22 protein-coding genes are annotated in these 24,274 nt (G+C 64.3%); 7 read left to right on the top strand and 15 right to left on the bottom strand.

The genetic code is table 11. The features are described from left to right. Positions 1-28: 28 nt before the first annotated feature. Positions 29-736 carry a DUF599 domain-containing protein gene (locus tag BM234_RS06175; RefSeq protein WP_092061897.1) on the bottom strand — a complete coding sequence of 236 codons (708 nt, stop codon included), beginning with the start codon at positions 734-736 and terminating at the stop codon, positions 29-31. Positions 737-820: 84 nt separating this feature from the next. Here BM234_RS06175 and BM234_RS06170 point away from each other — a divergent pair, with 84 nt between their 5' ends. The 5 genes from BM234_RS06170 (at position 821) to BM234_RS06150 (ending at position 6,053) form a co-directional block, all read left to right on the top strand. Continuing rightward, complete coding sequence (locus tag BM234_RS06170; protein ID WP_092061894.1) at positions 821-2,263, top strand: FAD-linked oxidase C-terminal domain-containing protein; 1,443 nt, start codon at positions 821-823, stop codon at positions 2,261-2,263. Positions 2,264-2,326: 63 nt separating this feature from the next. Continuing rightward, complete coding sequence (locus tag BM234_RS06165; protein WP_092061891.1) at positions 2,327-3,433, top strand: FAD-binding protein; 1,107 nt, start codon at positions 2,327-2,329, stop codon at positions 3,431-3,433. Positions 3,434-3,436: 3 nt separating this feature from the next. Beyond that, positions 3,437-4,840: a glycolate oxidase subunit GlcF gene (glcF, locus tag BM234_RS06160; RefSeq protein ID WP_092061889.1), complete on the top strand. Its 1,404-nt coding sequence runs from the start codon at positions 3,437-3,439 to the stop codon at positions 4,838-4,840. Positions 4,841-4,981: 141 nt separating this feature from the next. Then, positions 4,982-5,455 (top strand): Hsp20 family protein, encoded by a 474-nt coding sequence (locus BM234_RS06155; protein ID WP_092061886.1) that lies wholly within the window; start codon positions 4,982-4,984, stop codon positions 5,453-5,455. A 358-nt stretch (positions 5,456-5,813) separates the two neighbouring features. Continuing rightward, positions 5,814-6,053: a hypothetical protein gene (locus BM234_RS06150; RefSeq protein ID WP_175501212.1), complete on the top strand. Its 240-nt coding sequence runs from the start codon at positions 5,814-5,816 to the stop codon at positions 6,051-6,053. Positions 6,054-6,154: 101 nt separating this feature from the next. On the opposite strand, the gene BM234_RS06145 is transcribed toward BM234_RS06150, so the two are convergent. The 9 genes from BM234_RS06145 to proS form a co-directional block, all read right to left on the bottom strand. After that, positions 6,155-8,308, bottom strand: a complete 2,154-nt coding sequence (locus BM234_RS06145; RefSeq protein WP_092061880.1) for an esterase-like activity of phytase family protein — start codon at positions 8,306-8,308, stop codon at positions 6,155-6,157. A gap of 161 nt (positions 8,309-8,469) precedes the next feature. After that, complete coding sequence (locus BM234_RS06140) at positions 8,470-10,809, bottom strand: aldehyde dehydrogenase family protein (protein WP_092061877.1); 2,340 nt, start codon at positions 10,807-10,809, stop codon at positions 8,470-8,472. A gap of 56 nt (positions 10,810-10,865) precedes the next feature. Further along, positions 10,866-11,864 carry a deoxyribose-phosphate aldolase gene (deoC, locus tag BM234_RS06135; RefSeq protein WP_092061874.1) on the bottom strand — a complete coding sequence of 333 codons (999 nt, stop codon included), beginning with the start codon at positions 11,862-11,864 and terminating at the stop codon, positions 10,866-10,868. Positions 11,865-11,913: 49 nt separating this feature from the next. Beyond that, positions 11,914-13,002 (bottom strand): hypothetical protein, encoded by a 1,089-nt coding sequence (locus tag BM234_RS06130; RefSeq protein WP_092061872.1) that lies wholly within the window; start codon positions 13,000-13,002, stop codon positions 11,914-11,916. Then, the gene (locus BM234_RS06125; RefSeq protein ID WP_425439236.1) at positions 13,002-13,550 is read right to left on the bottom strand and encodes a DUF1523 family protein; all 549 of its coding nucleotides are present in this window, start codon (positions 13,548-13,550) and stop codon (positions 13,002-13,004) included. The genes BM234_RS06130 and BM234_RS06125 overlap by 1 nt, the downstream gene beginning before the upstream one ends. A 94-nt stretch (positions 13,551-13,644) precedes the next feature. Continuing rightward, positions 13,645-14,328 carry an ABC transporter ATP-binding protein gene (locus BM234_RS06120; RefSeq protein ID WP_092061865.1) on the bottom strand — a complete coding sequence of 228 codons (684 nt, stop codon included), beginning with the start codon at positions 14,326-14,328 and terminating at the stop codon, positions 13,645-13,647. Then, entirely contained in the window at positions 14,321-15,568 is a 1,248-nt protein-coding gene (locus tag BM234_RS06115; protein WP_092061862.1) for a lipoprotein-releasing ABC transporter permease subunit, read from the bottom strand. Before BM234_RS06115 ends, BM234_RS06120 begins: the two co-directional genes overlap by 8 nt. 32 nt (positions 15,569-15,600) lie before the next feature. Continuing rightward, the gene (locus BM234_RS17440; protein ID WP_175501211.1) at positions 15,601-15,753 is read right to left on the bottom strand and encodes a hypothetical protein; all 153 of its coding nucleotides are present in this window, start codon (positions 15,751-15,753) and stop codon (positions 15,601-15,603) included. Between the two features lie 7 nt (positions 15,754-15,760). Then, entirely contained in the window at positions 15,761-17,104 is a 1,344-nt protein-coding gene (proS, locus tag BM234_RS06105; RefSeq protein ID WP_092061857.1) for a proline--tRNA ligase, read from the bottom strand. A gap of 223 nt (positions 17,105-17,327) precedes the next feature. Here proS and BM234_RS06100 point away from each other — a divergent pair, with 223 nt between their 5' ends. Beyond that, positions 17,328-18,305, top strand: coding sequence for a P1 family peptidase (locus BM234_RS06100; protein ID WP_092061854.1), 978 nt, complete (start codon positions 17,328-17,330; stop codon positions 18,303-18,305). Here BM234_RS06100 and dapA read toward each other — a convergent pair. After that, complete coding sequence (dapA, locus tag BM234_RS06095) at positions 18,302-19,171, bottom strand: 4-hydroxy-tetrahydrodipicolinate synthase (protein ID WP_092061852.1); 870 nt, start codon at positions 19,169-19,171, stop codon at positions 18,302-18,304. The two genes, BM234_RS06100 and dapA, sit on opposite strands and share 4 nt — an antisense overlap. Before the next feature lie 143 nt (positions 19,172-19,314). Here dapA and BM234_RS06090 point away from each other — a divergent pair, with 143 nt between their 5' ends. Beyond that, positions 19,315-21,255 (top strand): transglycosylase SLT domain-containing protein, encoded by a 1,941-nt coding sequence (locus BM234_RS06090; protein ID WP_092061849.1) that lies wholly within the window; start codon positions 19,315-19,317, stop codon positions 21,253-21,255. Here the strand turns inward: BM234_RS06090 and BM234_RS06085 are convergent. From BM234_RS06085 to gatC, 4 genes are read right to left on the bottom strand one after another with little or no spacing between them, the layout of a single operon-like run. After that, a complete protein-coding gene (locus tag BM234_RS06085; RefSeq protein ID WP_092061846.1) occupies positions 21,252-21,896 on the bottom strand; it encodes an N-acetylmuramoyl-L-alanine amidase in 645 nt (214 codons plus the stop codon). The two genes, BM234_RS06090 and BM234_RS06085, sit on opposite strands and share 4 nt — an antisense overlap. Positions 21,897-21,902: 6 nt before the next feature. Beyond that, positions 21,903-22,475, bottom strand: a complete 573-nt coding sequence (locus BM234_RS06080; protein WP_092061843.1) for a hypothetical protein — start codon at positions 22,473-22,475, stop codon at positions 21,903-21,905. Between the two features lie 18 nt (positions 22,476-22,493). Then, on the bottom strand, positions 22,494-23,981 hold the full coding sequence (gene gatA / locus BM234_RS06075) for an Asp-tRNA(Asn)/Glu-tRNA(Gln) amidotransferase subunit GatA (RefSeq protein WP_092061841.1): 1,488 nt from the start codon (positions 23,979-23,981) through the stop codon (positions 22,494-22,496). Positions 23,982-23,985: 4 nt separating this feature from the next. Beyond that, positions 23,986-24,273: an Asp-tRNA(Asn)/Glu-tRNA(Gln) amidotransferase subunit GatC gene (gene gatC / locus BM234_RS06070; protein ID WP_092061838.1), complete on the bottom strand. Its 288-nt coding sequence runs from the start codon at positions 24,271-24,273 to the stop codon at positions 23,986-23,988. Position 24,274 lies beyond the last annotated feature (1 nt).

The raw sequence follows: 24,274 nt of genomic DNA, 5'->3' as shown, positions 1-24,274 counted from the left end.
GGTAGGCTGGCAGGGCGAACCTGTCGCCTCACTTTTCCGTGCCGATCCCTTCGAGCAGCACGAGGCGCGAGCGGGAGGCAAATTCCCGCCGCGCAAGGATCGCCACCGTGACCAAGGTCGCGATGATCAACGCCTCGGCGCTGAGCAGCCATGCCGTCGATGCGAGGGAGAAGTAGAGCGCGCGCAGGCCGCGGTTGAACCCCCGCGCCGCCGTGATGTTGATCTCCGCCGCTTGGGAGGAACGGCGCTTGGTCAAGGGATCCTTCGGATCATTCGGCACGGCACCCATAAGCGCCGAGCAATAGCCGAAAAGCCGGTGCGACCAGACGAGCTTGAGAAACGCGTTGGTCAGGAGGAGAAGCGTTACCAGCAGCTTGGCCTCCCAGACAATCGCGGGCGCGGCATCAAGGGTAAAATCCTCTGCCACGCCGATGAGTTGCTCGGTGTTTCCAAGGGCGGCCAGCACCCCGCCGATGGTAATGAGGGATGCGGAGGCAAAGAAGCCGGTCCCCTGCCGAAGGGTCGAGAGCATCTGCGCATCAAAGATCCGCGCCTCGCGTAGTGTCATCTGATGCATCCATTCGCGGCGCACGTCGGCCATGAGCGCGGATACGGAGGGTCGCGAAGAGGGGGGATTTTCGATCAGAAGACCGACCGCGATCAAAGCAGTGAGCAGCAAACCGAGTGCGCCGAAATCGAGAGGCCCGAACAGGCCGATGCGGTCCAGAAAAGTCATGCGTACTCTTAGCTGTCCGGCAAGGGGCTTGTCAGCCGGTCAAATTGGTTATATTTCTTTACCAGATGCAGGAGGAGGCACCTGATGGACATGCCGGCACCCAATCCCGCGATCCTCGCCCGCAAGGCGCGGATGGTACAGCGCCTATCAGAGGTGCTGCCTCCCGATGCGGTGATCCATGATGAGGCGGAAACGCGCGCTTACGAATGCGATGCGCTCTCGGCCTATGCCTGCCCACCGATGATCGCCGTGCTGCCGGGCAGTACGGCCGAAGTCTCCGCGGTCCTCCGGATCTGTCACGAGGAGGGGGTGCCGGTGGTGCCCCGCGCGGCGGGAACCTCGCTGGCAGGCGGATCGCTGCCCACGGCAGACAGCGTCATCCTTGGCGTGTCGCGCATGAATGACGTGCTCGAAACCGACTATGACAATCGCGTCATCCGGGTGCAGACGGGACGTACCAACCTTTCCGTTTCGGGCGCGGTGGAGGAGGATGGGTTCTTCTATGCCCCCGATCCATCAAGCCAACTTGCCTGCGCCATCGCGGGCAATATCGCGATGAATTCCGGCGGGGCGCATTGTCTGAAATACGGGGTGACGACCAACAACCTGATGGGTGTTACCCTTGTCATGATGGACGGCACCATCGTCGAGATCGGGGGCGCGCATCTCGATGCTGGCGGGTTGGACCTGTTGGGCGTGATCTGCGGGTCTGAAGGGCAGCTTGGGGTGGTGACCGAAGCCACCCTTCGTATCTTGCCCAAACCCGAAGGCGCCCGGCCCATCCTCGTCGGATACGACTCCGCCGAGGTGGCGGGGCAATGTGTGTCGGATATCATCAAGGCCGGGGTCCTTCCGGTCGCGATCGAGTACATGGACAGACCCTGTATCGAGGCGACCGAGGATTTTGCCGGGGCGGGATATCCCCTTTGCGAAGCGCTCTTGATCATCGAGGTGGAGGGCTCCCCGGAGGAGATCGACGTCCAGCTCGGGATGATCAAGGAGATCGCGCGCAAGCATGACCCGGTGGAGCTGCGCGAGGCGCAGGACGCGGATGAGGCCGCGCGTATCTGGCTGGGTCGGAAATCCGCCTTTGGCGCGATGGGCAACATCAACGACTACATGTGTCTGGATGGCACGATCCCGGTGTCGGCCCTGCCCGAAGTGCTGCGCGGAATGGAGGCTCTGTCGAAGCAATATGGCCTTGATGTGGCCAATGTCTTTCACGCGGGCGACGGCAACTTGCACCCCCTCATTCTTTACAACGCCAACACCCCCGGCGATCTCGAAAAGTGCGAAGCGTTCGGTGCGGATATCCTGCGCCTCTGCGTCGAGCTTGGCGGCTGTCTCACCGGGGAGCACGGCGTCGGAATTGAAAAGCGCGATCTGATGCTGGTGCAATACGAGGCGGCGGACCTTCTGGCGCAAATGGCGGTCAAGGATGTGTTCGATCCTGCTTGGCTGTTGAACCCGGCAAAGGTGTTTCCGCTTGCAGTGTCCGAAACGCGGCGTGCCGTGGCGGCGGAATAGCGACGTCGCAAGCGCGGCAGAGGCAAACCCTCGGGCAACGGGGCAGGTGGAAAGAGACGGATCATGGCAAGACCGGAAACAGAGCAGGACCTGGCCGAGGTTGTTCGCGCGGCGACGGAACCACTGCGGATTGTCGGCGGCGGGACACGTGGCATGGGCGGGGCGGGCACGCCTCTGGAAACCGGGGGGCTTGCCGGGATCGAGCTATATGAGCCGGGTGCCCTGACGCTTGTCGTGCGTGCCGGAACACCCGTCGCCGAGGTGGAGACAGCACTTGCCGCCGAGGGGCAGCGGCTCGCTTTCGAGCCGATGGATCATCGCGGTCTGATCGGGGGCGGAGGCACCCCGACCATCGGCGGAGTTTGCGCTGGTAACATATCCGGTCCTCGCCGCATCAATGCCGGCGCATGCCGCGATTTCATGCTGGGCGTGCGTTTCGTCGATGGCACCGGGCAGGTGATCAAGAACGGGGGCCGCGTGATGAAAAACGTCACCGGCTATGACCTCGTGAAATTGATGGGCGGCAGCTACGGAACACTCGGCGTCTTGACGGAAGTGGCGCTCAAGGTCCTGCCCGCGCCTGCGGAAACGGCTGTTTTGCGGCTGCGCGGGCTGAGCGATGCCGACGCGGTCCGCGCGCTTTCTGCGGGGCTGACCTCGCCCTTCGAAGTGACGGGTGCCGCGCATGCGCCGCAGGGGCCGGGCGGGGAGCCCGAGACGTGGTTGCGGATCGAAGGCTTCGCCGAGCAGATGAGCTATCGCACTGGGAAATTGCAGGGCGTGCTCGCCCCCTTTGGTGAGGTCGAGATCCTGCGGGACCCCGAAGAAACCGCATCGATCTGGAGATGGGTCCGCGATGTGGCGCCGTTTCACGACACGGCGGGCGACGTCTGGCGTATTTCCTGCAAGCCCACCGAGGGGCCGCAGATCGCGTCTCGGCTCGACGCGGCGGGTCTGCTGTACGACTGGGGTGGTGGGCTCATTTGGGCGCTGCTGCCGGAGGGGGCGGACGCGCGTGCCCGGCTGGGGGATTTCGGCGGTCACGCCACCCTCGTCCGGGGCAGCGGTCAGCGGTTTCACCCGGAACCCGCCCCCATCGCCGCCCTCACCGCGGGCTTGCGCGCCAAATTCGATCCCAAGGGGATCTTCAATCCGGGCCTTATGGGGTAGGGCATGCAAACCAAGTTTACCGAAGCGCAGCTTGCCGATCCCGGCATCGCCCGTTCCAACGAGATCCTGCGGGCCTGCGTGCATTGCGGGTTCTGCACCGCCACATGTCCGACCTATCAGGTGCTCGGCGACGAACTCGACAGCCCCCGGGGCCGGATCTATCTCATCAAGGATATGCTGGAGAATGAGCGTGTCCCCGATGTGACCACCGTCAAGCACATCGACCGATGCCTGTCCTGTCTCGCCTGCATGTCGACCTGCCCGTCGGGGGTGCACTACATGCACCTCGTCGATCACGCCCGAGATTATATCGAGAAGCACTACCAGCGCCCCCTTTCCGACCGTGCCCTGCGCTGGGTTCTGGCGCGGATCCTGCCCTATCCGGGGCGGTTCCGGGTGGCCCTTCTGGCGGCCAAGATCGGGCGGCCGTTCAGAAATCTGGTTCCCGACGCGCGGCTTCGGGCGATGCTCGACATGGCACCCAAGCGTATCCCGCCGGTGTCGCGCAACGACGACCCTCAAAGCTTCGCCCCCTCCGGACCGCGCATAAAACGCGTGGCGCTCATGACGGGGTGCGCGCAGCGGGCGCTCAATACGGATATCAACGACGCGACGATCCGGCTGCTGCGGCGGTTGGGCTGTGAGGTGGTGATCCCCAAGGGGCAGGGCTGCTGCGGCGCGCTAACGCATCATATGGGCAAGACCGACGAGAGCCATGCGACGGCGGCAAAGAACATCCGTTCATGGGTGGCGGAGATGGACGGCGACGGGCTGGACGCCATCGTCATCAACACCTCCGGCTGCGGCACCACCGTCAAGGACTACGGGCATATGTTCCGCAACGAGCCCCTCGCCGCGGACGCCGCGCGTGTGAGCGGGATCGCCAGAGACGTCTCCGAGCTGCTGATTGATCTGTTGCCGGACGGGGCGACCCACGAGTTGGACAATCCCGCGCGCTTCGGCGTCGCCGGAACGGATGGGCCAGAGGCGCCGCAAACCGCCCCGCCCGCCGAAGGGCAGGGGCTTACCGTCGCCTACCATGCGGCCTGTTCCTTGCAGCACGGGCAGAAGATCAAGACATACCCCAAGGACCTGCTCAAACGTGTGGGTTTTCGGGTCGTGGAACCGGCGGACAGTCATCTGTGTTGTGGTTCGGCAGGCACCTACAACCTGATGCAGCCAGAGATTTCCGCCAAGCTGCGCGACCGCAAGGTGCGCACCCTCGAAGCGCGCCGCCCCGACGTCATCGCGGCGGGCAATATCGGCTGCATGATGCAGATCGGTGGCGCCACGGAAATCCCCATCGTGCATACCGTCGAACTGCTCGATTGGGCGACGGGCGGACCAAAGCCCCCCGCAATGAGCGCTGAGCGAAAGGCCGCGCCGACGGTCCCGATTCTGCGCTGAAAACGGCGGCGCGGGGCCTTGAAACCTGCGCCGCGCTTTCCCAAATTATCAGCACCGGGGTGCCAAACGGGCCCCGCAAACGACCGCGCCGGTCCGAGATGGACGGCGTTACATCAGTTGTCGCTCAATGGAGGATGACCCATGCGTACATTCGATCTTGCACCGCTTTATCGTGCAACCGTCGGCTTTGATCAGATTGCCGACATGATGAACAGGGCGCTGGCCAACGACGTGGCCCAGCCGACCTACCCCCCATACAACATCGAAAAGACCGCCGAGGATGCTTACCGCATCTCTCTCGCCGTCGCCGGATTTTCCGACGAGGACCTGTCGGTCGAGGTGAAGGAAAACGCGATCGTCGTATCCGGACGCAAGGCCGAGGACGATGAAAACCGTACCTACCTGCACCGCGGCATCGCAACCCGCGCGTTCGAGCGCCGGTTCACCCTGGCCGATCATGTCCGAATTGAGGGCGCGAGCCACGCGGACGGAATGCTGCACATCGACATGGTGCGCGAAGTTCCCGAAGCTCTCAAACCCCGCCGGATCGAAATCGCCCGCGGCGAGACGATCGAAGCGAAAAAGGACGTGGTAGAGGCCGACAAGGTCAACTGATCCCGTCCCCATATCCTGATTCTGCCCTCTCCAGCACCGCTGGGGAGGGTTTGTTGCATTTAGGCAACTACTTTTTCGTTTCTGAAGGGTGCGGCAATCCTGACTTTGCGAAATGCTGGAATCGGAGCAGATTGCGCCCATCCCGCAACGCCAGTCGAAGGAGGGCGCTTCATGACGACACTGCATGTTTGTACATATCGCCCTGATTTCGGCTCCGTCCGTGGGACTAAATGGCGACGCCTCCAAGGCTGATCCGCCCCAAAACCCCCTCAAGTTCGGACTGACATAATCTGTGTGCCTTTGGCACCCGGGGTCGCATTCCGCGCATTTTCATGACTTATCACATAGGACCGGGCCATTGGCACCGGACGGTATCCCCATGACGCACTCTCCTGCTGCGCCGCAAAGCAGAGCCTTGTCTCTTTTCGTCGAGCAACTCGTTGTTGAATATGGTGCATGGACCATTCTGCGCACCGCCATTTTCGCGAGCCTCAAGCGTAGCCGTGCCCCCGTCTCGAACTTGAGCAACCATTTGCGGCGGGACATCGGCTTGCCACCTCGGATCGAGGAAAAGGCCGACTTCTGGCGCTATCGCTAGGCCCGGCGGAGCCGACTGGCCCGCCTCGGCGGAGCCGCGCGCTGTCTTCGGGCACGAAAAAGCCCCGCCCGCATTGGCTGCGGGCGGGGCTATGGCGCGGATCAGAGGTTGTCGATCTGCCAGAAGAACGTCTCGCCAGAACTGTCATCGACACCGTCATTGTCGGTGCTGACAAAGGCGCGTCCGTCCTCGAAAATCGCAAGTCCCTCGACCTTGTCCACGATATAGCCGCCATAGTTGGCGAGGTCGGGGATCAGGTCGCGCACCTCTTCCTTCTCCACCATGGGCAACTCAGAGCCAAGCGGTGCGGGGGTCATGGTGTCGAGCGGAATCCGGTAGAGTTTCTTGATCTTCGCCGCGGCGCCGATCTGGTTGTCGCGCTCCACCACATAGACGTTGTTGCCATGGGCCGTGATCTCCGACAGCCCGACCCAGCCCTCGTCCGAGGCCGCCTTGGGGTAATGCACCGCGCCCCATTCCTCGGTTTCGAGGTCGTAGGAAATGAGTTTCACCCGGTTCGCGGGATCGTCCGCCCACTCGCGCTGCACCGCCATCCAGAGCGTGGTGCCGATCTTGGTCACGCCCTCGAAGCCGAAACGTTTCTCCACCGCGAGCAATTCGGTGGGAAGCGCGATTTCTTCCAGGATCTCACCCTTGGCGTTCACATGATACAGGCCGTGCGGGATCATCCGGTCGGTCCGCCCTTCGGAGGCGAGCCAGAACCCGCCCTCGCCATCGCGCGTGATTCCCTCAAGGTCGAGCTTCTGTGCCACACGGCCCCCGCGCGTGATCGGGGTCGCATGGGTGATACGGGCAGGGGTCGCGCTCACGTCGATGGTAAAGATCGTGGGCTGATAGCCGTAAAAGCTGTCGTTGACCGCATAGACCGTGTCCCCATCACCGGCGACCATGCCGGAGATCGCACCCCACCCGATCAGTTCTTCCGAACCGGCGGAGGTCAGCGTCGGATAGGCCGCATCGGCATCCTGATAGGCATAGACCATGACATGCGCGCGCACGCCGCCATCCTCGATGAGGTCGGTTTCGTTGGCCGACACCAACAGGCCCCGCGACGGGATCGCGGCATAGCCTTCTGGCCCGATGCCCGAGGGCAGGATCTGGCGCAGCACGGGGTTTGCCAGATCGGTCACGTCATAGACCCCCACGGCCGAGCCGCGCTCTGACCCGACGAAAACCATCGGCACGCCGTCAAATTCGGCGAACTCGATGCTTTCAGGCTCCACGCCCTTCGCATCGGATCGCTTGTCCGGATAGTGGCCGATCTCGATCAGCGCATGCTCAAAGCTTGCGCCGCTCTCATAGACGACGCTGCCGTCCTTGTTGAAGATCGTCCAGCCGCGCGATCCGCCGTCCATGTCGCCTTCATTCGCGGTGGCGAAATGCGCGTCGTCGATCCATTTGACCGCATCGGGTTCGCGCTTGCGCCCCATCTGGCTGTCGGTGAACAGCAGCGATCCACGGTCGTCCTGCGTGTCGATCCCGGTCAGGTCCACCGCCCCGGCGGAGAAGTGGTGCTGCACGTTGCCCGCCCGGTCCACCACCACGAGGTGGTTGTTTTCCTGCAAGGTCACAATGGTTTCGCCAAGCGCGTTGATGTCGACGAACTCCGGCTCGGGGTCCTCTGCGCCAACCTCCGCCAACCCGGTCAGGTCAACCGTGCGCAGCGTGTCGCAGGCAAGGCCGTCCTCCAGATCGACCATGACAAGGAAACCCGCGGGCATCTGGCCCACGCGTCCATCGCCCAGATCCTCGTCGCGCTCATTTTCGATGGCGATCGACAAAAAGCTGCCGTCCTTCGCCGCCGCCACGCTGTCGGGCTGACCGCCAAGCTCACAGGCTTCGGCAATCTCGCCGGTGGCGAGGTCGATCGCCACGATCTTGCCCGAGGGCTCGGTAAAGCTGGGGGAGGTGTTGACCCCCGCATAGGCCATGCCGCCCGCGACGACCACGGAGGTCGGCTCGCCGCCCACGTCGATCTTGCCACCGGGGGCAGGGGCCGCCGGATCGGTCAGGTCGATCAGACCCACCACGCCCAAGGGGCTGTCGGTATAAATCAGCGTCATGCCATCGGCAGAGGTCGCGATGATCTCCGGCGAGGTTTCCCGGTTGCGGTCTTCGCCCTCGGCCATGTTGTCCACGACCGGAAACGAGGCGATGCGGTTAAAATTCTCGGCCCACGCCCCGCCGGCGGCCAGCGCCAGCGCGGAGGTGAGGCAGATGTGACGAATGCTCATCAAAAGCTCCCTGTTTGTCTCGCGCCGGGCATCGCGCCTCTCCGTGACGTTCTCGTAACGCAGAGGTGACAGGCATGTGAATTCCGCCTGTTGAGGGCGTGAAACGCAGCCCTTGCCAGAGGGATCGCACGATTTGATCGGGCGCGGCCCGCCCGATCAGCTCATTCGCCGTAGGGAATCCAGACCGTCTTGACCTCGGTCGCGGCCTCAAGAAACGCGCGCGCATCCTCGCCGGTCCAATCCCGCGCGCGGCCATGATTGACCCATGTGCGCTTGAGATTGCCCGCAGACTTGCGCTCTATGATCCCGGAGAGATCCGACGACGAGAAGGACCAGACCGCATCCACATCAAGATGCGACGCCAGTACGGGGGCAAGCTCCGCATGGGCGCCGGTCAGGATGTTGACCACGCCCGCCGGCACATCGGAGGTGTCCAGCACCTGATAGAAATCCGTCGCGGCCAGTGGGAATGGCTCCGACGCCACGAGGACCGCCCGGTTGCCCATCGCCATCGCCGCGCCCATCACCGACACGAGCCCCAGCAGCGGTGCCTCATCCGCGCAGAGCGCCCCGATGACGCCAACCGGCTCCCGCATGGCAAGCGCCACGCCCCGGATGGGCACACCATGTGCCTGTCCGTCAAACTTGTCGGCCCACGCCGCATAGGTGAACAGCCGCCGGACACTCGCCGCGACCTCATCCTGCCCGCCGCGCTTGCCGGTCATGGCGTCGATCCGCTCGGCAAACTCAACTGACCGCGCCTCGAGGTTTTCCGCGATGTAATACAGGATCTGCGCGCGCAGATGGCCGGTGCTCTTGGCCCAGCCTGCCGCGCTTTGGGCGGCCTCAACGGCATTGCGCAGATCTTTGCGGTTTGCCACCGGCACTTGCCCAAGCAGCGCACCGCTCTTGCCGTGCACGCCGCGCGAATAGCCCCCGTCGGGCCGCGCCTGCTTACCGCCGACATAGAGCTTGGCCGTCCGGTCGAGCCCCTCTGCCGTGGCACCGTTGCCCCCAAGCGCGTCGATCCGCGCCAAGGGCTTCGCCTTGCCCGATGGCTTGGTATAGGCCGCAAGCCCTTCCCAACCGCCTTCGCGCCCGAATCCGCTCTCGCGCACCCCGCCAAAGCCCGCCGCCGCGTCGAACATGTTGGTCCCGTTGACCCAGACGACCCCGGCCACCAGCTTGGGCGCGATATCGAGGGCGAGGTTGATGTTCTCGCTCCACAGCGTCGCCGCAAGGCCGTAGCGGGTATTGTTGGCGATCTGCACCGCCTCGGCCGGGGTGCGGAACGTCGTCCCGCAAAGCACCGGGCCAAAGATTTCCTCCTGCATCAACGTATCGGCTGGGTCGAGCCCGGTGATCAGCGTGGGGGGATAGAAACTGCCCGTGGCGGGCATCGCCGTCTCTGCGCGGTACACCTCTCCGGCCCTGTTCGCCTCCACCATGCGGGTGATGCTCTCAAGCTGCACGGGGTGCACGATGGCGCCCACGTCCACGCATTTGTCCATCGGATCGCCCACGCGCAGCTTGGCCATGCGCGCTTTCAGTTTCTCGTGGAACCGTTCGGCGACGCTTTCCTGCACCAGAAGACGGGACCCGGCACAGCAAACCTGACCGCCATTGAACCAGATCGCATCGACAAGCCCTTCGACCGCGGAATCCAGATCGGCATCGTCGAACACGATATATGGGGATTTGCCCCCAAGCTCGAGGCTGAGCGCCTTGCCCGTTCCGGCGGTGGCCTCGCGGATGCGGCGGCCAACTGCCGTCGATCCGGTGAACGCAACCTTGTCGACCCCCTCATGGGTCACGATCATCTCGCCCACCGCGCCATCGCCCGTGACGATGTTCACGACCCCGGGCGGCACGCCCGCCTCGGTGCAGATCTCCGCAAACAGCAGCGCGGTAAGGGGCGTGTATTCCGCCGGCTTCAGCACCACGGTATTGCCCATCGCCAGCGCGGGCGCGATCTTCCACGACAGCATCAGCAGCGGGAAATTCCACGGGATCACCTGTCCGCAAACCCCGATAGCCTCCCGCCCGGGCAGCTCGGCTTCCATGAGTTGCGCCATGCCCGCGTGATAGTAGAAATGCCGCGCCGCCAGCGGAACGTCGATATCCCGCGCCTCCCGGATCGGCTTGCCATTGTCGAGCGTTTCGATCACCGCGAACAGCCGCGAATGCTTCTGCAACGCCCGCGCCAGCGCATAGAGCACCCGCGCCCGTCCGTGCCCGCCAAGCTTCTGCCAGCCGGGCAGGGCCTTGCGCGCTGCCGAAACTGCTGCATCGACCTGACCCGCCGAGGCTTGGGTGATCTCTGCCAGCAGGTCCCCTGCCGCCGGGTTGGCCGTTCCGAACAGAGCGCCCGGCTTGGTGTGCGATCCGCCGATGAAGCACCCGAACTTGCGCCCCTTGCCGTCAAGCCACGCCATCGCCTCTGCCCCGCTCTCGGGTGCCGGTCCGTAATCCATTGTCTCGAAGATGTCCTTGATGGTCATGGCGTCTTCTCTTTGCATTGTCTCAAAATTCGCAAATGGCAGCGCAGAGGTCGCGCTCAGGCCATCGCATGGCGCCACGAGGCCGAATAGGCCCCGCTCACGTGGTGTTCCAACTGCCGCTCGATATCGCCAAGCAGCGACGAGGCGCCGAAGCGGAAGAGGTCGGGCCGCAGCCAGCGGTCCCCCAGCTCTTCCTTCATCAGCGCAAGATAGACCAATGCGTCCTTCGCCTTGGAAATCCCCCCCGCTGGCTTGTAGCCGACCTTTACGCCCGTCATCGCCTGATACTCGCGGATCGCGCGGATCATCACGAGGGACACGGGCAGGGTGGCATTCACGCTCTCCTTGCCGGTCGAGGTCTTGATGAAATCGGCCCCCGCCATCATGCAAACCATGGAGGCTCGCGCCACGTTGCGCAGCGTGCCAAGCTCCCCCGTGGCAAGGATCGCCTTTACATGCGCCTCGCCGCAGGCCTCGCGGAAGGCGCGCATTTCGTCATACAGCGCCCGCCAGTTGCCCTCCAGCACATGCCGCCGCGAAATCACGATGTCGATCTCACGCGCGCCTGCCTTCACGCTCTCGCCAATCTCGGCCACGCGCAGGTGGAACGGCGACAGGCCCGCGGGAAACCCGGTGGACACGGCCGCCACCGGAATGCCCGATCCCTCCAGCGCGCGCACCGCCGCGGGGATCATGTCGTGATAGACACAGACCGCCCCAACCGTCAGCCCCTCAAGCCCAAGCGCCTCCAGCAGATCGGCCCGCACCGGCTGGCGTGCCTTGGCGCAAAGCCGCCGCACCCGCGCCTCGGTATCGTCTCCCGCCAGCGTGGTCAGATCGATGCAGGAAATCGCCCGCGCAAGCCAGGCCGCCTGATAGTCCTTCTTCACCGTCCGCCGCCCCGGCAGGGTGGCACAACGGCGTTCGATGGCCGAAGTGTTGGCCCGGGCCGACAGCACCACATCAAGATCGAGCGGCACGCCCTCGTTGCGCGGCTCGTGCACCTGCGGCAATTGCTCCGCTCCGGTGGTCATGGCGCTGGTCGTCTGTGTCATCGCGGGGCCTCCTGAATTCCGACTATGCCCTGCTTGGGCGCGAAAATCATTACAAGTCTGTCGTAGCGTCACCAAACACCGCGCCCAGCGCGGCGGTCATCTCAGGGTCCGGCACAAGCGCGCGGGCCTTGCCGCCAAGCCGATGCTCCTTCCACCCGGTCGTGGTGCTGTGACAGTGCCAGAAAAGCCCGAAGCGCCGCCGAAACAGCCCGTTGGCCGGAAAATCCTCCAGCCGGTGGGTATCCCACGAAAACCGGCCCATCGGCCCCGTCGGGCGGATCGCCCATTTGGGGGCGTGGTCGCGGCTGTCGTCCCGTTTGAACCGGTGCGCGCTCTGCGGGGCGGGGCCGGTGGCCTCCGTATAGCGCCACGCCTTGGGCAGCACGACGAACCCGGCCCCCCGTTGCACATGGTCAAAAATCCGAACACCGGGCGTGTGCAGCAATTCGTCGATATCCGACGACAGCACCCCCCGCGCCTCGGCCAGATACCGAAGCCGTACGAGGTTGAACATTGCCGTCTGAAGGAACTTTTCGGTTCGGGCAAAGGGCCGCCGCCCGCGCGGCCCGTAGAGGAACGGCGCCCGCAACACGACAGAGGCCCGAAGCCCCGCATCCCGCAGACAATCCGACAGGTCCTGCGCCGAATAGGCGGTACTGGCGTTGTCGATCACCACGAGCGATTGCAGATCGTGGAAATGCCGGTGATAGCGGATGTATTCGTCGATCCACCCAAGGTCGTTGTCCTTGGATATGAACAGCGCCGCGTTGCTCCCCCGAAAGAGATCCCGCCCCGGCGCGCTCACCGCGCTGGCAAACCGCTGGCCTTCGATCGTGACCGACACCTCCCGCCCCGCGCGGGGCAGGGTGACAATATCGTGCCGTGCAAAGCGTTTGATGCGGGGCCAGACCCGCTCGCCGTCCACTGCCACCCCGGTGCGCAGCGGCGCCTCAAGGTTGCGCAGCTTGGGACAGATCAGGATCGTGCTCTTGTCCGTGGCCAGCGCATCGTACCAAAGCGTGGTGCGGTCCAGCGCCTCAAGATAGCCGGGCCGCTGATAGCGCTCCTTGATCCCCGATATGCGCAGCAGCCCGCTCGGGCCGATGTCACAACTCGCAAGCTCATCGACGCGGTGCATCAGGCCTCGCGGCGCGCCCGGCGTCGGGCAAAGAAGCGGCGAATGCGCACCGTCACGGCCCAGATCGCCGCGACAAGCAGGGTCAGGACCACGATTGTCCCGATGGGCCAACCCTTGCCCTCGGCCGGGCTTGCGATTGGCTCCACCGACAGCGCGTTGGGGAAGATCGAAAACATCTCGTTGCGCCAGCCATAGTGCCGCAGCCGGACCCACTGCGGGGCCTCGCCGGTGCTGCGCAGATCGTTGGCCTCTGCCTGAAGGTTGGAGGTGTTGAACTTGAAGAACGGCGGCCAGCCCCAGCCGGTATCCTCGTTGCGATAGACCATGACGTCACCATCGTCGCGGCGCGTCTGGATGAAAAAGACATCCCGCCCCGGCTGGCTCGTGCTGAACCCGGAACTGGCGTTGGACCAGAACAGGCGGTTTTCGCCCACGTCCACGCGCTTTTCATAGGTGTCGGTGATCCGCACGATGTCGGTCTGGGGCAGGGTATAGTGCACCACGGACGCCACCAGTATGGCGACAATCGCGAGCAGGATCCATTTCACATAAGCCAAGGCGGGTCTCCGATTGGGTCTGTCGCATTTCAAAAGAGTGTCGCCGGGCGCGAAGTCAATCACAAGGGCGGTTTCGTCGCGGCGCTCATTGCGGGACGAGGCGCCCCTCGCGGAGCACAAGCACCCGGTCCATGCGCGCGGCGAGGTCAAGGTTATGCGTGGCGATCAGCGCGGCCAGCCCGGTTTCCCGTACCAGCCGTGTCAGCGCGTCAAACACCGTCTCCGAGGTCGCCGGATCAAGGTTGCCGGTCGGCTCATCGGCCAGCAGCAAGCGCGGAGCATTGGCCAGCGCCCGGCAGAAGGCCACCCGCTGTTGCTCTCCACCCGAAAGCGCGGCGGGGCGATGCGTGGCGCGGGGCAGGATGCCGACACGGTCCAGCAATTCCTCGGCGCGGGTGCGGGCCTCCGCACGGGGCACCCCGTTGGCAAGCTGCGGCAGCACGACATTCTCCAGCGCGCTGAACTCCGGCAGCAGGTGGTGAAACTGATAGACAAATCCCACATCGCGCCGCCGCGCCACCGTTCGCCGCCGGTCGGACGCGGTGGTGTAATCCGTGCCGCCGATCGCGACCGTGCCCGCATCTGCCGTGTCGAGCAGCCCCGCGATATGGAGCAGCGTCGACTTGCCCGCCCCCGAGGGCGCCACAAGCGCGACCATCTCTCCCGGCGTCAGGCGGCATTCGGCCCCGTCGAGCACACGCACCTCACCCGCCTCGCCGCGCAGATAGACCTTTTCGATCCCGCGAAGCTCCAGCACCGGCTCACTCATAGCGAAGCGCCTCCACCGGGTTCATCCGCGCCGCCCGCCGCGCCGGAAAGATCGTCACCACAAACGACAGCCCCAGCGACAGCGCCACCGCCGAGAGCACGTCGCTCGCGTTCAGCTTGGCCGGAATCGCATAGATCCCCCGGATCTGCGGATCCCAGACGCCGCCCCCCGACAGATAGTTCACGAAGGCAAAGATCGGATCGATATAGATCGCAAACAGACACCCAAGCACGACCCCGCCCAAGGTGCCGAAAATCCCCGTGAAAGCCCCGCAGATGAAAAACACCCGCAGCACCGACCCCTCGGTCAGGCCCATGGTCCGCAGGATGCCGATGTCGCGGCCCTTGTTCTTGACCAGCATCACGAGGCCGGACACGATGTTCATCGACGCGATCAGAACGAGGATCGCCATGATGATGAACATCACGTTGTCCTCGATGTCGAGCGCCCGCAAGAAGGCCCCCGACGCATCCCGCCATGTCCAAAGCAGCGCATTTGGTCCCGCCGCCTCCAGCAAGGCAGGCGCCATCGCGTCCACCGCCTCGGGCGCCTCGACCATCACTTCGATCTCATCCGCCGCGCCGGGCTTGTTGAAGAAATCCTGCGCCTCCGTGAACGGCATATAGACCCGCGTGCGGTCGATGTCATAGCGCCCCGCGGTAAAGATATAGACGACCTCATAGGCCTTGGTCCGGGGCGAGGTGCCAAAGGCCGTGCGCACCCCGTTGGGGGAGATGACCCGCACCCGGTCGCCCACGGCCACGTTCAATTCCCGCGCCACACCGGACCCGATGGCGATCCCTTCGGCGAAACGGGCCAGATCGCCGCGCCCCGTCGATGGGTCCGCGATGCGCGGCAACTCGGCCAGATCCGCCTGCGCGATGCCATAGACCTCGATCCCGGCATTCGCGTCCTGCGCATTGGCCATCACCTGTCCGCGGATCAACGGCGCCGCCCGCGTCACGCCCGGCACCGCCGCCAGCCGCTCGGCCATCGCCCCAAACTCGACGATCCGCCGGTCCAGCGCGCCCGCCGCGTTGATCTCACCGCTTTCATAGACCGTCACATGGGCATTCGCCCCAAGGATCGTATCGACGAATTCCGCCCGGAATCCCGCCCGCACTGACAGCGTCGCGATCAGCGCCAGCACCGCCAGCGTGATCCCGATCAGGCTGATCCATGTCATGACGGAAATGCCGCCCTCGGCCCGCCGCGCATTCATATAGCGCCAGGCGATCATCCACTCATAGGCAGCAAAAGGCGCAGGGCGTCTCACTCGTCCTTACCGCCCGAAGCAGAGATCCGCGACAGGGCAAAGAACACCACGCCCACGATCGCGCCAATGCCGCCGCCGACCCCGAACAGCGGGGCAAGGACCATGCCCATCAATCCGCAGACGACGGCAAGCCCGATGCGCTTCGCCATGCCCTTGTCAGGCACCGAGCACACCATAGATCCGGGCGATCTTTTCCACCGCCTGTTCGGGCGGCAATTCCTCGCTCTCGCCGGTGCGGCGGCTGGTCACTTCGACCACCCCGTTCTTGAGCCCGCGCGGCCCAACCGTGATCCGCCATGGCAGCCCGATCAGATCCATCGTGGCGAACTTGCCGCCCGCCCGCTCGTTCCGGTCGTCATAGAGCGGCTCCAGCCCGAGTGCTGTCAGCGACGCATAGAGCGATTCGCAGGCGGCATCCGCCTCGTCGTCGCCCTGCTTGAGGTTCACGATCCCGCAATGGAACGGGGTCACGCCCTCGGGCCAGATGATGCCCTTGTCGTCATGGCTCGCCTCGATGATCGCCCCAAGCAGGCGCGACACCCCGATGCCGTGGCTGCCCATGTGCACCGGCACCTTGCCGCCTTCGGAATCCTGCACCGTCGCGCCCATGGCGTCGGAATACTTGGTCCCGAAATAAAAGATCTGTCCGACCTCGATGCCGCGCGCCGTCCGCTTGCGCTCTTCGGGCACCTCGGCCCAGACGGCCTCGTCATGGGTCTCGTCGGTGCGGGCATAGCGCGAGGTAAACTCGTCAAGCACCGCCCGGCATTGCTCATGGCTGTCGAAATCGATCTCGCGGTCGCCAAACTTCAGATCGGTGATCTGCGCATCATAGAAAACCTCCGACTCGCCCGTTTCGGCCAGCACGAGGAATTCGTGCGTGTTGTCCCCGCCGATCGGTCCGCTGTCGGCGCGCATGGGAATCGCCTGAAGGCCCATCCGCTCATAGGTCCGCAGATAGGACACCAGATGCCGGTTATAGGCGTGCAGCGCATCTTCCTTGGTCAGGTCGAAATTATAGCCGTCCTTCATATAGAATTCGCGGCCCCGCATCACGCCGAAACGCGGCCGGATCTCATCGCGGAACTTCCACTGGATCTGATAGAGCGTCAGCGGCAGATCCTTGTAGGATTTCACATAGCTGCGGAAGATGTCGGTGATCAGCTCTTCGGCCGTGGGCGTGAACAGCATTTCGCGGTCGTGGCGGTCGGTGATGCGCAGCATCTCCTCGCCATAGGCGTCATAGCGCCCGCTCTCGCGCCACAGGTCCGCCGACTGGATCGTCGGCATCTGCATCGCGATGTGGCCCGCGCGGGCCTGTTCCTCGTGGATGATGTTTTCGATCTTGCGCAGCACCTTGAAGCCAAGCGGCAGCCACGAATAAATCCCCGCGCTCGCCTGCTTGATCATGCCGGCGCGCAGCATGTAGCGGTGCGAGACGATCTGCGCCTCGGCGGGCGTTTCCTTGAGGACGGGAAGGAAGTAGCGGGACAGGCGCATTTGTGGCTCCAGACGTCTTGCGGTCGGCCCCCGTTTAGTGGCGCGGCGCGGGTCAGACAAGCGGCTTCGCCGCCCCGCTGTGGGGTATGACAGGTGTATGCCGCGGAGTCATACAGATGTCATACAAAAGTCATACCCGCTTTTCAGAGGCTTAGCCCATTTTCACGCAAGTCCGCACCTGCTAGCCTCGGCCCCGTCGGGATGACCCGCAGGAGGGGTAAGGATGGACAGGGGCGCACGCAATCTCATCACGGATGTGCCGGGGCTTCTGGTCGGAAATGCCTCCGATCCGGCGCTGAAATCGGGGGTTACCGTGCTCACCTCCACGGTCCCTTTCGTCGCCGGGGTCAGCATCATGGGCGGCGCGCCCGGCACCCGAGAGACGGAGTTGCTCGCGCCCGACAAGACGGTGCAAGAGGTTGATGCTATTGTACTTTCCGGTGGCAGCGCCTTTGGCCTCGCGGCCTGCGATGGGGTCTCGGACGGGCTGGTCGCGGCGGGGCGCGGCTTTGCGGTGGGGCCCGTTCGTGTGCCCATCGTGCCCGGCGCGATCCTCTTTGATCTGCTCAACGGCGGTGCCAAGGACTGGACGGCGAACCCCTATCCGGCCCTCGGTCGCGCCGCCTTCGACGCCGCCGCCCCCGACTTCGCCCTCGGCTCCGAAGGGGCCGGCACCGGCGCCACCACCGCCACCTTCAAAGGCGGCCTCGGCTCCACCTCCTGCCGCCTCCCCAACGGCACCACCGTCGCCGCCCTCGTGGCCGTCAACGCCCTCGGCTCGGCCACTGTCGGGGAGGGGCGGGAGTTCTGGGCGGCCCCATGGGAAGAGGGGCAGGAGTTTGGGGGGATTGGCCCCGCAAGTCATTATCCGAAAACGATAAAAACCAAGTTGGGAGGGCAGGGTGCCAATACGACAATCGCCATCGTCGCCACGGATGCCGCCCTCACTCAAGCGCAATGTACACGGGTTGCAACCGCCGCCCACGACGGTATGGCCCGCGCGCTTTTGCCCAGCCATACGCCACTGGACGGGGATCTGATCTTTGCCGTGTCGACCGGTTCGAGGGAAGTGCAGACCCCGCCTGAGGACCTGCTTCTGATCGGTCACACCGCAAGCATATGCCTCGCCAGAGCCATCGCGCGCGGCGTTTTCAGCGCCCGACCTGCGCCGGGCGATGTCTGTCCTGTCTGGAGCGCTTAGAGCAGGCCCGCATGATCCAGCGCCGTGTCGATCTTGGCGCGGGTCGGGTCTGTGAGTGGCAGCAGCGGACGGCGCACTTCCTCGCCGCAGAGCCCGAGCCGCGACATGGCGTACTTGGCCCCGACCAGCCCCGGCTCGACAAAGATCGCGAAATGCAGCGGCATCAATTTATCCGCGATTTCCAAGGCCTTGGCATAATCACCTGCCAGGGTGGCCTCTTGCATCTGGGAGCAGAGCTTGGGCGCGACATTTGCCGTGACAGAGATACAGCCCTGACCGCCTTGGGCGTTGAAGCCATGCGCGGTGGCATCCTCGCCCGAGAGTTGGACGAAGTCCTTGCCGCAGGCGATGCGCTGTGCCGACACCCGCGCCAGATCCCCGGTCGCGTCCTTGACCCCGATGATGTTTGGGTGCTTGGCCAACTCGCCCATCGTCGCGGGGGTCATGTCCACCACCGAGCGCGGCGGAATGTTATAGATGATGATCGGCAGGCCAACATCCGCAGCGGCGCTGAAATGCTCGATCATGCCCGCTTGGGTCGGCTTGTTGTAATACGGGGTCACAACCAGCGCGGCATCCGCGCCGCCTGTCTTGGCCGCCTCGCAGAGCCGCAGGGTCTCCCGCGTGCTGTTGGAGCCAGCGCCCGCAATGACCGGCACGCGCCCGGCCGCGACCTCGATGACGGTGGCGACGACCGTGTCGTGCTCCCCATGGCTCAGGGTTGGGCTTTCACCGGTGGTGCCGACGGGCACAAGTCCGTGGCTCCCTTGATCGATGTGCCATTCGACAAGTTTCTTGAGCGTCGCCAGATCCAGTTCGCCGTCCTTGAACGGCGTAACCAGTGCAGGAAATGATCCTCTGAACATGATACGCTCCTTTGTTTGCCGGGCCGCAAAGCCCCTGATGATCGGCGGCGGGTGTAACGCCCTTGTACAACTTTGCCAAGTTTGAGAGTTGCGGGTTTGGTACGCGCCGATATGGTGGCGCTCAATATCCACAGGTCCCGGAAATGCAAGAGATGATCGCAAGGCTTTGCCTAATCCTGGCGTTGCTATGCAACGCCGCAACGGCGCAGGCGCAGCAACCGCCGCGACCGCTGAGTGCGGGTATGGCGGCAATGCGACAGGGCGATTGGACCATGGCGGCGCAGCTGGCCGGGCGTGACGGGGTTGTGGGTGGCGACATAATCGAGTGGCAACGGCTGCGTGCCGGGCGCGGCACATGGCAGGAAGTTGTCGATTTTCTCGACCGGAACGGCGATTGGCCGGGGATAGACCTGCTGCGCCGACGGTCCGAAGAGGCGATGGCCAAGGCCCCCGATGCGCAGATCCTGCAATTCTTCTCCGAGGGGTTGCCTCAGACCGCTGAGGGCGCAATGGCCCATGCCCGTGCCTTGCTCGCAGGGGGGCATGAACGGGCGGCCCACGACACCATCATCCTCGCTTGGCGCAGCCTCTCCATGGGTGAGGACACGCAAACGGCGATTCTGGCGCTGTATGGCGATATACTGGCTGATCACCATACGGCACGTCTCGATACCATGCTGTGGCGAGGCGAGGCCGCGAATGCGGAACGGATGCTGCCACTAGTCGATGCAGGATGGCGGTCGCTTGCCAAGGCGCGGATCGCGCTGCGGGCCCGTCAGGACGGTGTCGATACGTTGATCGAAGCAGTGCCTCAGGCGCTGTCTCAGCACGCGGGGCTGGCATACGAACGGTTCTTGTGGCGTGCACGCGCGGGACGGACGGACAGCGCGGTGGAACTGCTCCTTGCCCAGAGCAGCAGCGCGACGGCCCTTGGAAATCCGGGTGCTTGGGGAAACTGGCGCCGGATTTTGACCCGCGAGAAAATGCGTGCGGGGGACTTTGGCCTCGCCTACCGCATCGCGTCGCAACACTTTCTTCTGGAGGGCACGGACTATGCCGATCTGGAATGGCTGGCCGGCTATCTGTCGCTGAAGCTCGAAAACCCGGCGCGCGCGCTCGATCATTTCAAGGCCTTCGCTGTGGGGGTGGAATCGCCCATCTCTCTGGGGAGGGCAGGCTATTGGATCGGGCGGGCGTATGACGCGCTTGGCGATACCGAAGCGGCTGATCGCGCTTATTCCGAAGCAGCGCTGCATCAGACGAGTTTCTATGGGTTGCTCGCGGCGGAGAAGGCCGGGCTGGAGCCTGATCCCGTTTTGCGCGGCGATACCGAGATGCCCTCCTGGCGTGGTGCGGGGTTCGTGTCGACATCAGTGTTTCAGGCGGGGGTTCTGTCGCTCGCGGCGGGCGAACACTATCTCGCGGAGCGGTTCTTCGTTCATCTGGCTGAACGGTTGTCGCCCGAAGAGCTTGGATCGCTCGGGAACATGGCCATAGAACTCGGCTCTCCCCATATCGCCGTCATGCTCGGAAAACAGGGGGCGCGGCAAGGTGCGGTGCTGCCCGGGCCATACTTCGCTCGCCATCCGCTGGAATCCATGGATCTGGGCGTGCCTTCCGATCTGTTGCTCTCGATCGCGCGGCGGGAAAGCGAATTCGATCCGCTCGTTGTCAGTCCTGTGGGTGCGCGGGGTCTCATGCAGATCATGCCCGGCACGGCACAGGACATGGCCCGCGAGGTCGGCGTTCAGTATAATGAGGAGGCCTTGCTCGCAGACTGGCGGTATAATGCCCGCCTTGGCGCGGCCTATCTGCGCAAGCTGCACGGGCGGTTCGATGGCAACCCGATCATGATCGCCGCCGCGTACAACGCTGGCCCCTCTCGTCCAACGCGGTGGATGCAGGAGTATGGCGATCCGCGTGGCGGTACGCCCGAAGTGATGGTTGATTGGATCGAGACGATCCCCTTCCGTGAAACACGCAACTATGTCATGCGCGTTACCGAAGCGATGATGGTCTATCGGATGCGTCTCGGCCAACAAGCGCCGGGCACGCTGGGTCAACTGATCTCAGGCCGGCTCTAGGCGCAGAGGCCTGTCAGGCAGGCGATATCCTCGGGCGCAGCGGGCCCTTCCGCCCATGGCCGAAAACGAAGACGTATCGCGGCGAGCATTGTTTCGTCATCCACCTCTGCCGTGTACCCCGCCGCCATGGCGGCTGCGCGAAAATCCCCGTCGGTGCGGCCCGCTTGCGGCCAAGCCGCAAGTCCCCGATAGGCCAACCGGCGCCAGTCGAAGCGCGGGCCGGGGTCGATCTTTCGGCCCGGTGCCATATCGGAATGGCCAATGACATTGTCCGGCTTGATTCCGTGCCGCGTCACGATGCCCTGTAAAAGCCGCTCAAGCGCGGCTATCTGCGGCTCGGGGAAGGGCGCGTCGCCGGTATTGGCAAGTTCGATCCCGATGGACGCGGAATTTACATCCGTGAAATCGCGCCAGCGCCCCGCTCCTGCATGCCACGCGCGCATGCCTTCCTCCACCATCTGCACCACGCTGCCCGCCGGGCAAATCAGGTAATGGGCAGACACCTCGGAGGCGGGGTTGCAGAGCCAATCTCGGGCGGCTTGGGTGGATTGCATCGCCGTGTAGTGGATCACGACGATCTGCGGTGTCAGGCCATCTCGCCGGGGGCCGAAGTTGGGGGAGGGATGCCAGAGGGGCGTCACCGCCCTTTAGCCGCCCACCGCGCGCCGGAAGGGCGAGGGATCCCAATCACAGGCAAAGCCATCGCCATCCGGGTCTAGGCCCAGCTTGTCCCGGTCCGGTCCGCCAGCGCTGAGGAAAGCCAGTTGCGCCTGATCGGCCGAGGCATAGCTTGCGCATTTGCGTTGGTGCGCGGCAGCGGTCCGAAGGTTCAGCCGGGAATAGATTGGCGTTCCGGGGGCATGTCTTGTGCTCACGGCGTATTGCACGATGTTGGGGCCACTATTGGTCCGGGACGGCACGGCGGTCGGCTGTACCACCTGATACTGCTGGCGAAGCCGCTCCATCCGCTGGGCGTCGGATTCGATGGTCCGAAGCTCCCCCACACGCTCGAAGTCGTTCTCCGCGGAAATCCCCGAAGCACCCACGGCTTCAGCCCCTGCCTGCGGTGCTGCTGTGTCGAAATCTTCGCCGGCAAGGGCAGCCTCGCGCTGTGGCGAGGTCTGATAGATGACAGGATTCCCGCTGTCCGGGATCGTCGGGGCGCACCCGGCCATCACCCCCAAAAGGGCGCAACCGGAGAGGAAACGAGTAAGCGGCATATGTATCATGATAGGGGTTTACCACCATTTCCCGGGTTTGGCATCAAATCCTGCGGCCTGCTCCAGCGCATAGGCGGTGTTGAGCAGATCGCCTTCTTCCCACGGCCGGCCGATGAGTTGGAGACCAAGCGGAAGGCCTTGCTTGTTTTGCCCCGCAGGCACGGAGATCCCCGGCAGCCCGGCGAGGTTCACAGTCACGGTGAAAACATCATTGAGGTACATTTGGATCGGATCGGCCTCTGACATCTCGCCCAGTCCGAAGGCAGCAGAGGGCGTCGCGGGTGTCAGGATTGCGTCGACACCGGCCTCGAACACCGCTTCGAAATCCTGCTTGATGAGGGTCCGAACCTTGCGGGCGCGGTTATAATAGGCGTCGTAGAACCCAGCCGACAGCACATAGGTGCCGACCATGACGCGGCGCTGAACCTCATGGCCGAAGCCTTCGGCGCGGGTCTTTTCGTACATCTCGGTGATGCCGTCGCCTTGGGCGAGGGTCGCGCGGTGGCCATAACGGACCCCGTCATACCGGGCGAGGTTGGATGAGGCTTCGGCAGGCGCGATCACGTAATAGGTGGGAAGCGCGTACTTCGTGTGGGGCAGGGAGATCTCGCGGATTTCCGCACCCGCCGCCTTCAGCATCGCGATGCCATCATCCCACAGCGCTCCGATCTCCTCGGGCATGCCGTCCAACCGGTATTCCTTGGGGATCCCGATGACCTTGCCGCGGATATCTCCGGTCAGCATCGCCTCAAAATTCGGTACCGGAAGGTTGGCGGAAGTGGAATCCTTGGGATCATGGCCGCACATCGTCTCCAGCATGATCGCGGAATCGCGCACGGATTTCGTCATGGGCCCAGCCTGGTCGAGCGAGGAGGCAAAAGCCACAACGCCCCAGCGGGAACAGCGCCCGTAGGTCGGTTTGATGCCCGTAATGCCGGTGAATGCAGCGGGTTGGCGGATAGAGCCACCGGTATCGGTGCCCGTGGCCGCGAGGCAGAGGTCAGCCGCGACGGCAGAGGCGGACCCCCCTGAAGAGCCGCCCGGCGTCAGCGGGGTATCGTCGTTGCCACGGCGCCACGGGTTCACGGCATTGCCATAAACCGAAGTCTCGTTTGAACTCCCCATGGCGAATTCGTCCATGTTGAGCTTGCCCAGCATGACCGCACCCGCATCGAAGAGGTTTTGCGTAACGGTGCTTTCGTATTCTGGTAGAAACCCTTGGAGGATGCGAGAGGCCGCCTGTGAGGGGACGCCCTTGGTACAGAACAGATCCTTGATCCCGAGGGGGAGGCCGCACATCGCCGGCGCATCGCCTGAGGCAAGGCGCGCATCGGCGGCTTCTGCCTGCGCGATGGCGATTTCGGGCGTGTTGTGCACGAAAGCATTCAGAGCGCTGGAGGCTTCGACCGCATCAAGGCAGGCTTGCGTCAATTCGACGGAGGTGAATTCCTTGGCGCGTAGTTGGTCGCGCGCCTCTGCCAGGGTCAGTTTGTTGAGGTCTGTCACGCGATTACTCCACAACCTTGGGCACGGCGAAGAACCCTTCTCGGGCGTCCGGGGCATTGGAAAGAACGGGGCCAGCATCGCCGCCTTCGGTCACGACATCCGCCCTGCGGGGCAGGGCCATCGGCGTCACGGAGGTCATCGGTTCGACCCCGTCGACGTCAACTTCGGACAGTTGTTCGATGAAGGTCAGGATGTTGTTGAACTCGTTTGCCAAATCGGGGAGCGCGTCCTCCTCGACCCTGATACGGGCAAGCTTTGCCACGCGGGCGGCGGTGTCCTTGTCGATCGACATG

This window comes from Poseidonocella pacifica (genome assembly GCF_900111875.1).
Lineage (GTDB): Bacteria > Pseudomonadota > Alphaproteobacteria > Rhodobacterales > Rhodobacteraceae > Poseidonocella > Poseidonocella pacifica.
The sequence above is the reverse complement of the archived record's forward strand: the minus strand, read 5'-3'. Positions and strand labels throughout refer to the sequence as shown.

Excerpts from the sequence above, each read along its gene's own strand:
- gatC (WP_092061838.1), bottom strand. The coding sequence starts at position 24,273 with ATGTCGATCGACAAGGACACCGCCGCCCGCGTGGCAAAGCTTGCCCGT.
- BM234_RS06140 (WP_092061877.1), bottom strand. The coding sequence starts at position 10,809 with ATGACCATCAAGGACATCTTCGAGACAATGGATTACGGACCGGCACCC.
- BM234_RS06155 (WP_092061886.1), top strand. The coding sequence starts at position 4,982 with ATGCGTACATTCGATCTTGCACCGCTTTATCGTGCAACCGTCGGCTTT.
- BM234_RS17440 (WP_175501211.1), bottom strand. The coding sequence starts at position 15,753 with ATGGCGAAGCGCATCGGGCTTGCCGTCGTCTGCGGATTGATGGGCATG.
- BM234_RS06145 (WP_092061880.1), bottom strand. The coding sequence starts at position 8,308 with ATGAGCATTCGTCACATCTGCCTCACCTCCGCGCTGGCGCTGGCCGCC.
- BM234_RS06090 (WP_092061849.1), top strand. The coding sequence starts at position 19,315 with ATGCAAGAGATGATCGCAAGGCTTTGCCTAATCCTGGCGTTGCTATGC.
- dapA (WP_092061852.1), bottom strand. The coding sequence starts at position 19,171 with ATGTTCAGAGGATCATTTCCTGCACTGGTTACGCCGTTCAAGGACGGC.
- BM234_RS06115 (WP_092061862.1), bottom strand. The coding sequence starts at position 15,568 with ATGATCGCCTGGCGCTATATGAATGCGCGGCGGGCCGAGGGCGGCATT.
- BM234_RS06170 (WP_092061894.1), top strand. The coding sequence starts at position 821 with ATGGACATGCCGGCACCCAATCCCGCGATCCTCGCCCGCAAGGCGCGG.
- BM234_RS06175 (WP_092061897.1), bottom strand. The coding sequence starts at position 736 with ATGACTTTTCTGGACCGCATCGGCCTGTTCGGGCCTCTCGATTTCGGC.
- BM234_RS06100 (WP_092061854.1), top strand. The coding sequence starts at position 17,328 with ATGGACAGGGGCGCACGCAATCTCATCACGGATGTGCCGGGGCTTCTG.
- BM234_RS06080 (WP_092061843.1), bottom strand. The coding sequence starts at position 22,475 with ATGCCGCTTACTCGTTTCCTCTCCGGTTGCGCCCTTTTGGGGGTGATG.
- glcF (WP_092061889.1), top strand. The coding sequence starts at position 3,437 with ATGCAAACCAAGTTTACCGAAGCGCAGCTTGCCGATCCCGGCATCGCC.
- BM234_RS06165 (WP_092061891.1), top strand. The coding sequence starts at position 2,327 with ATGGCAAGACCGGAAACAGAGCAGGACCTGGCCGAGGTTGTTCGCGCG.
- BM234_RS06130 (WP_092061872.1), bottom strand. The coding sequence starts at position 13,002 with ATGCACCGCGTCGATGAGCTTGCGAGTTGTGACATCGGCCCGAGCGGG.
- proS (WP_092061857.1), bottom strand. The coding sequence starts at position 17,104 with ATGCGCCTGTCCCGCTACTTCCTTCCCGTCCTCAAGGAAACGCCCGCC.
- deoC (WP_092061874.1), bottom strand. The coding sequence starts at position 11,864 with ATGACACAGACGACCAGCGCCATGACCACCGGAGCGGAGCAATTGCCG.
- BM234_RS06120 (WP_092061865.1), bottom strand. The coding sequence starts at position 14,328 with ATGAGTGAGCCGGTGCTGGAGCTTCGCGGGATCGAAAAGGTCTATCTG.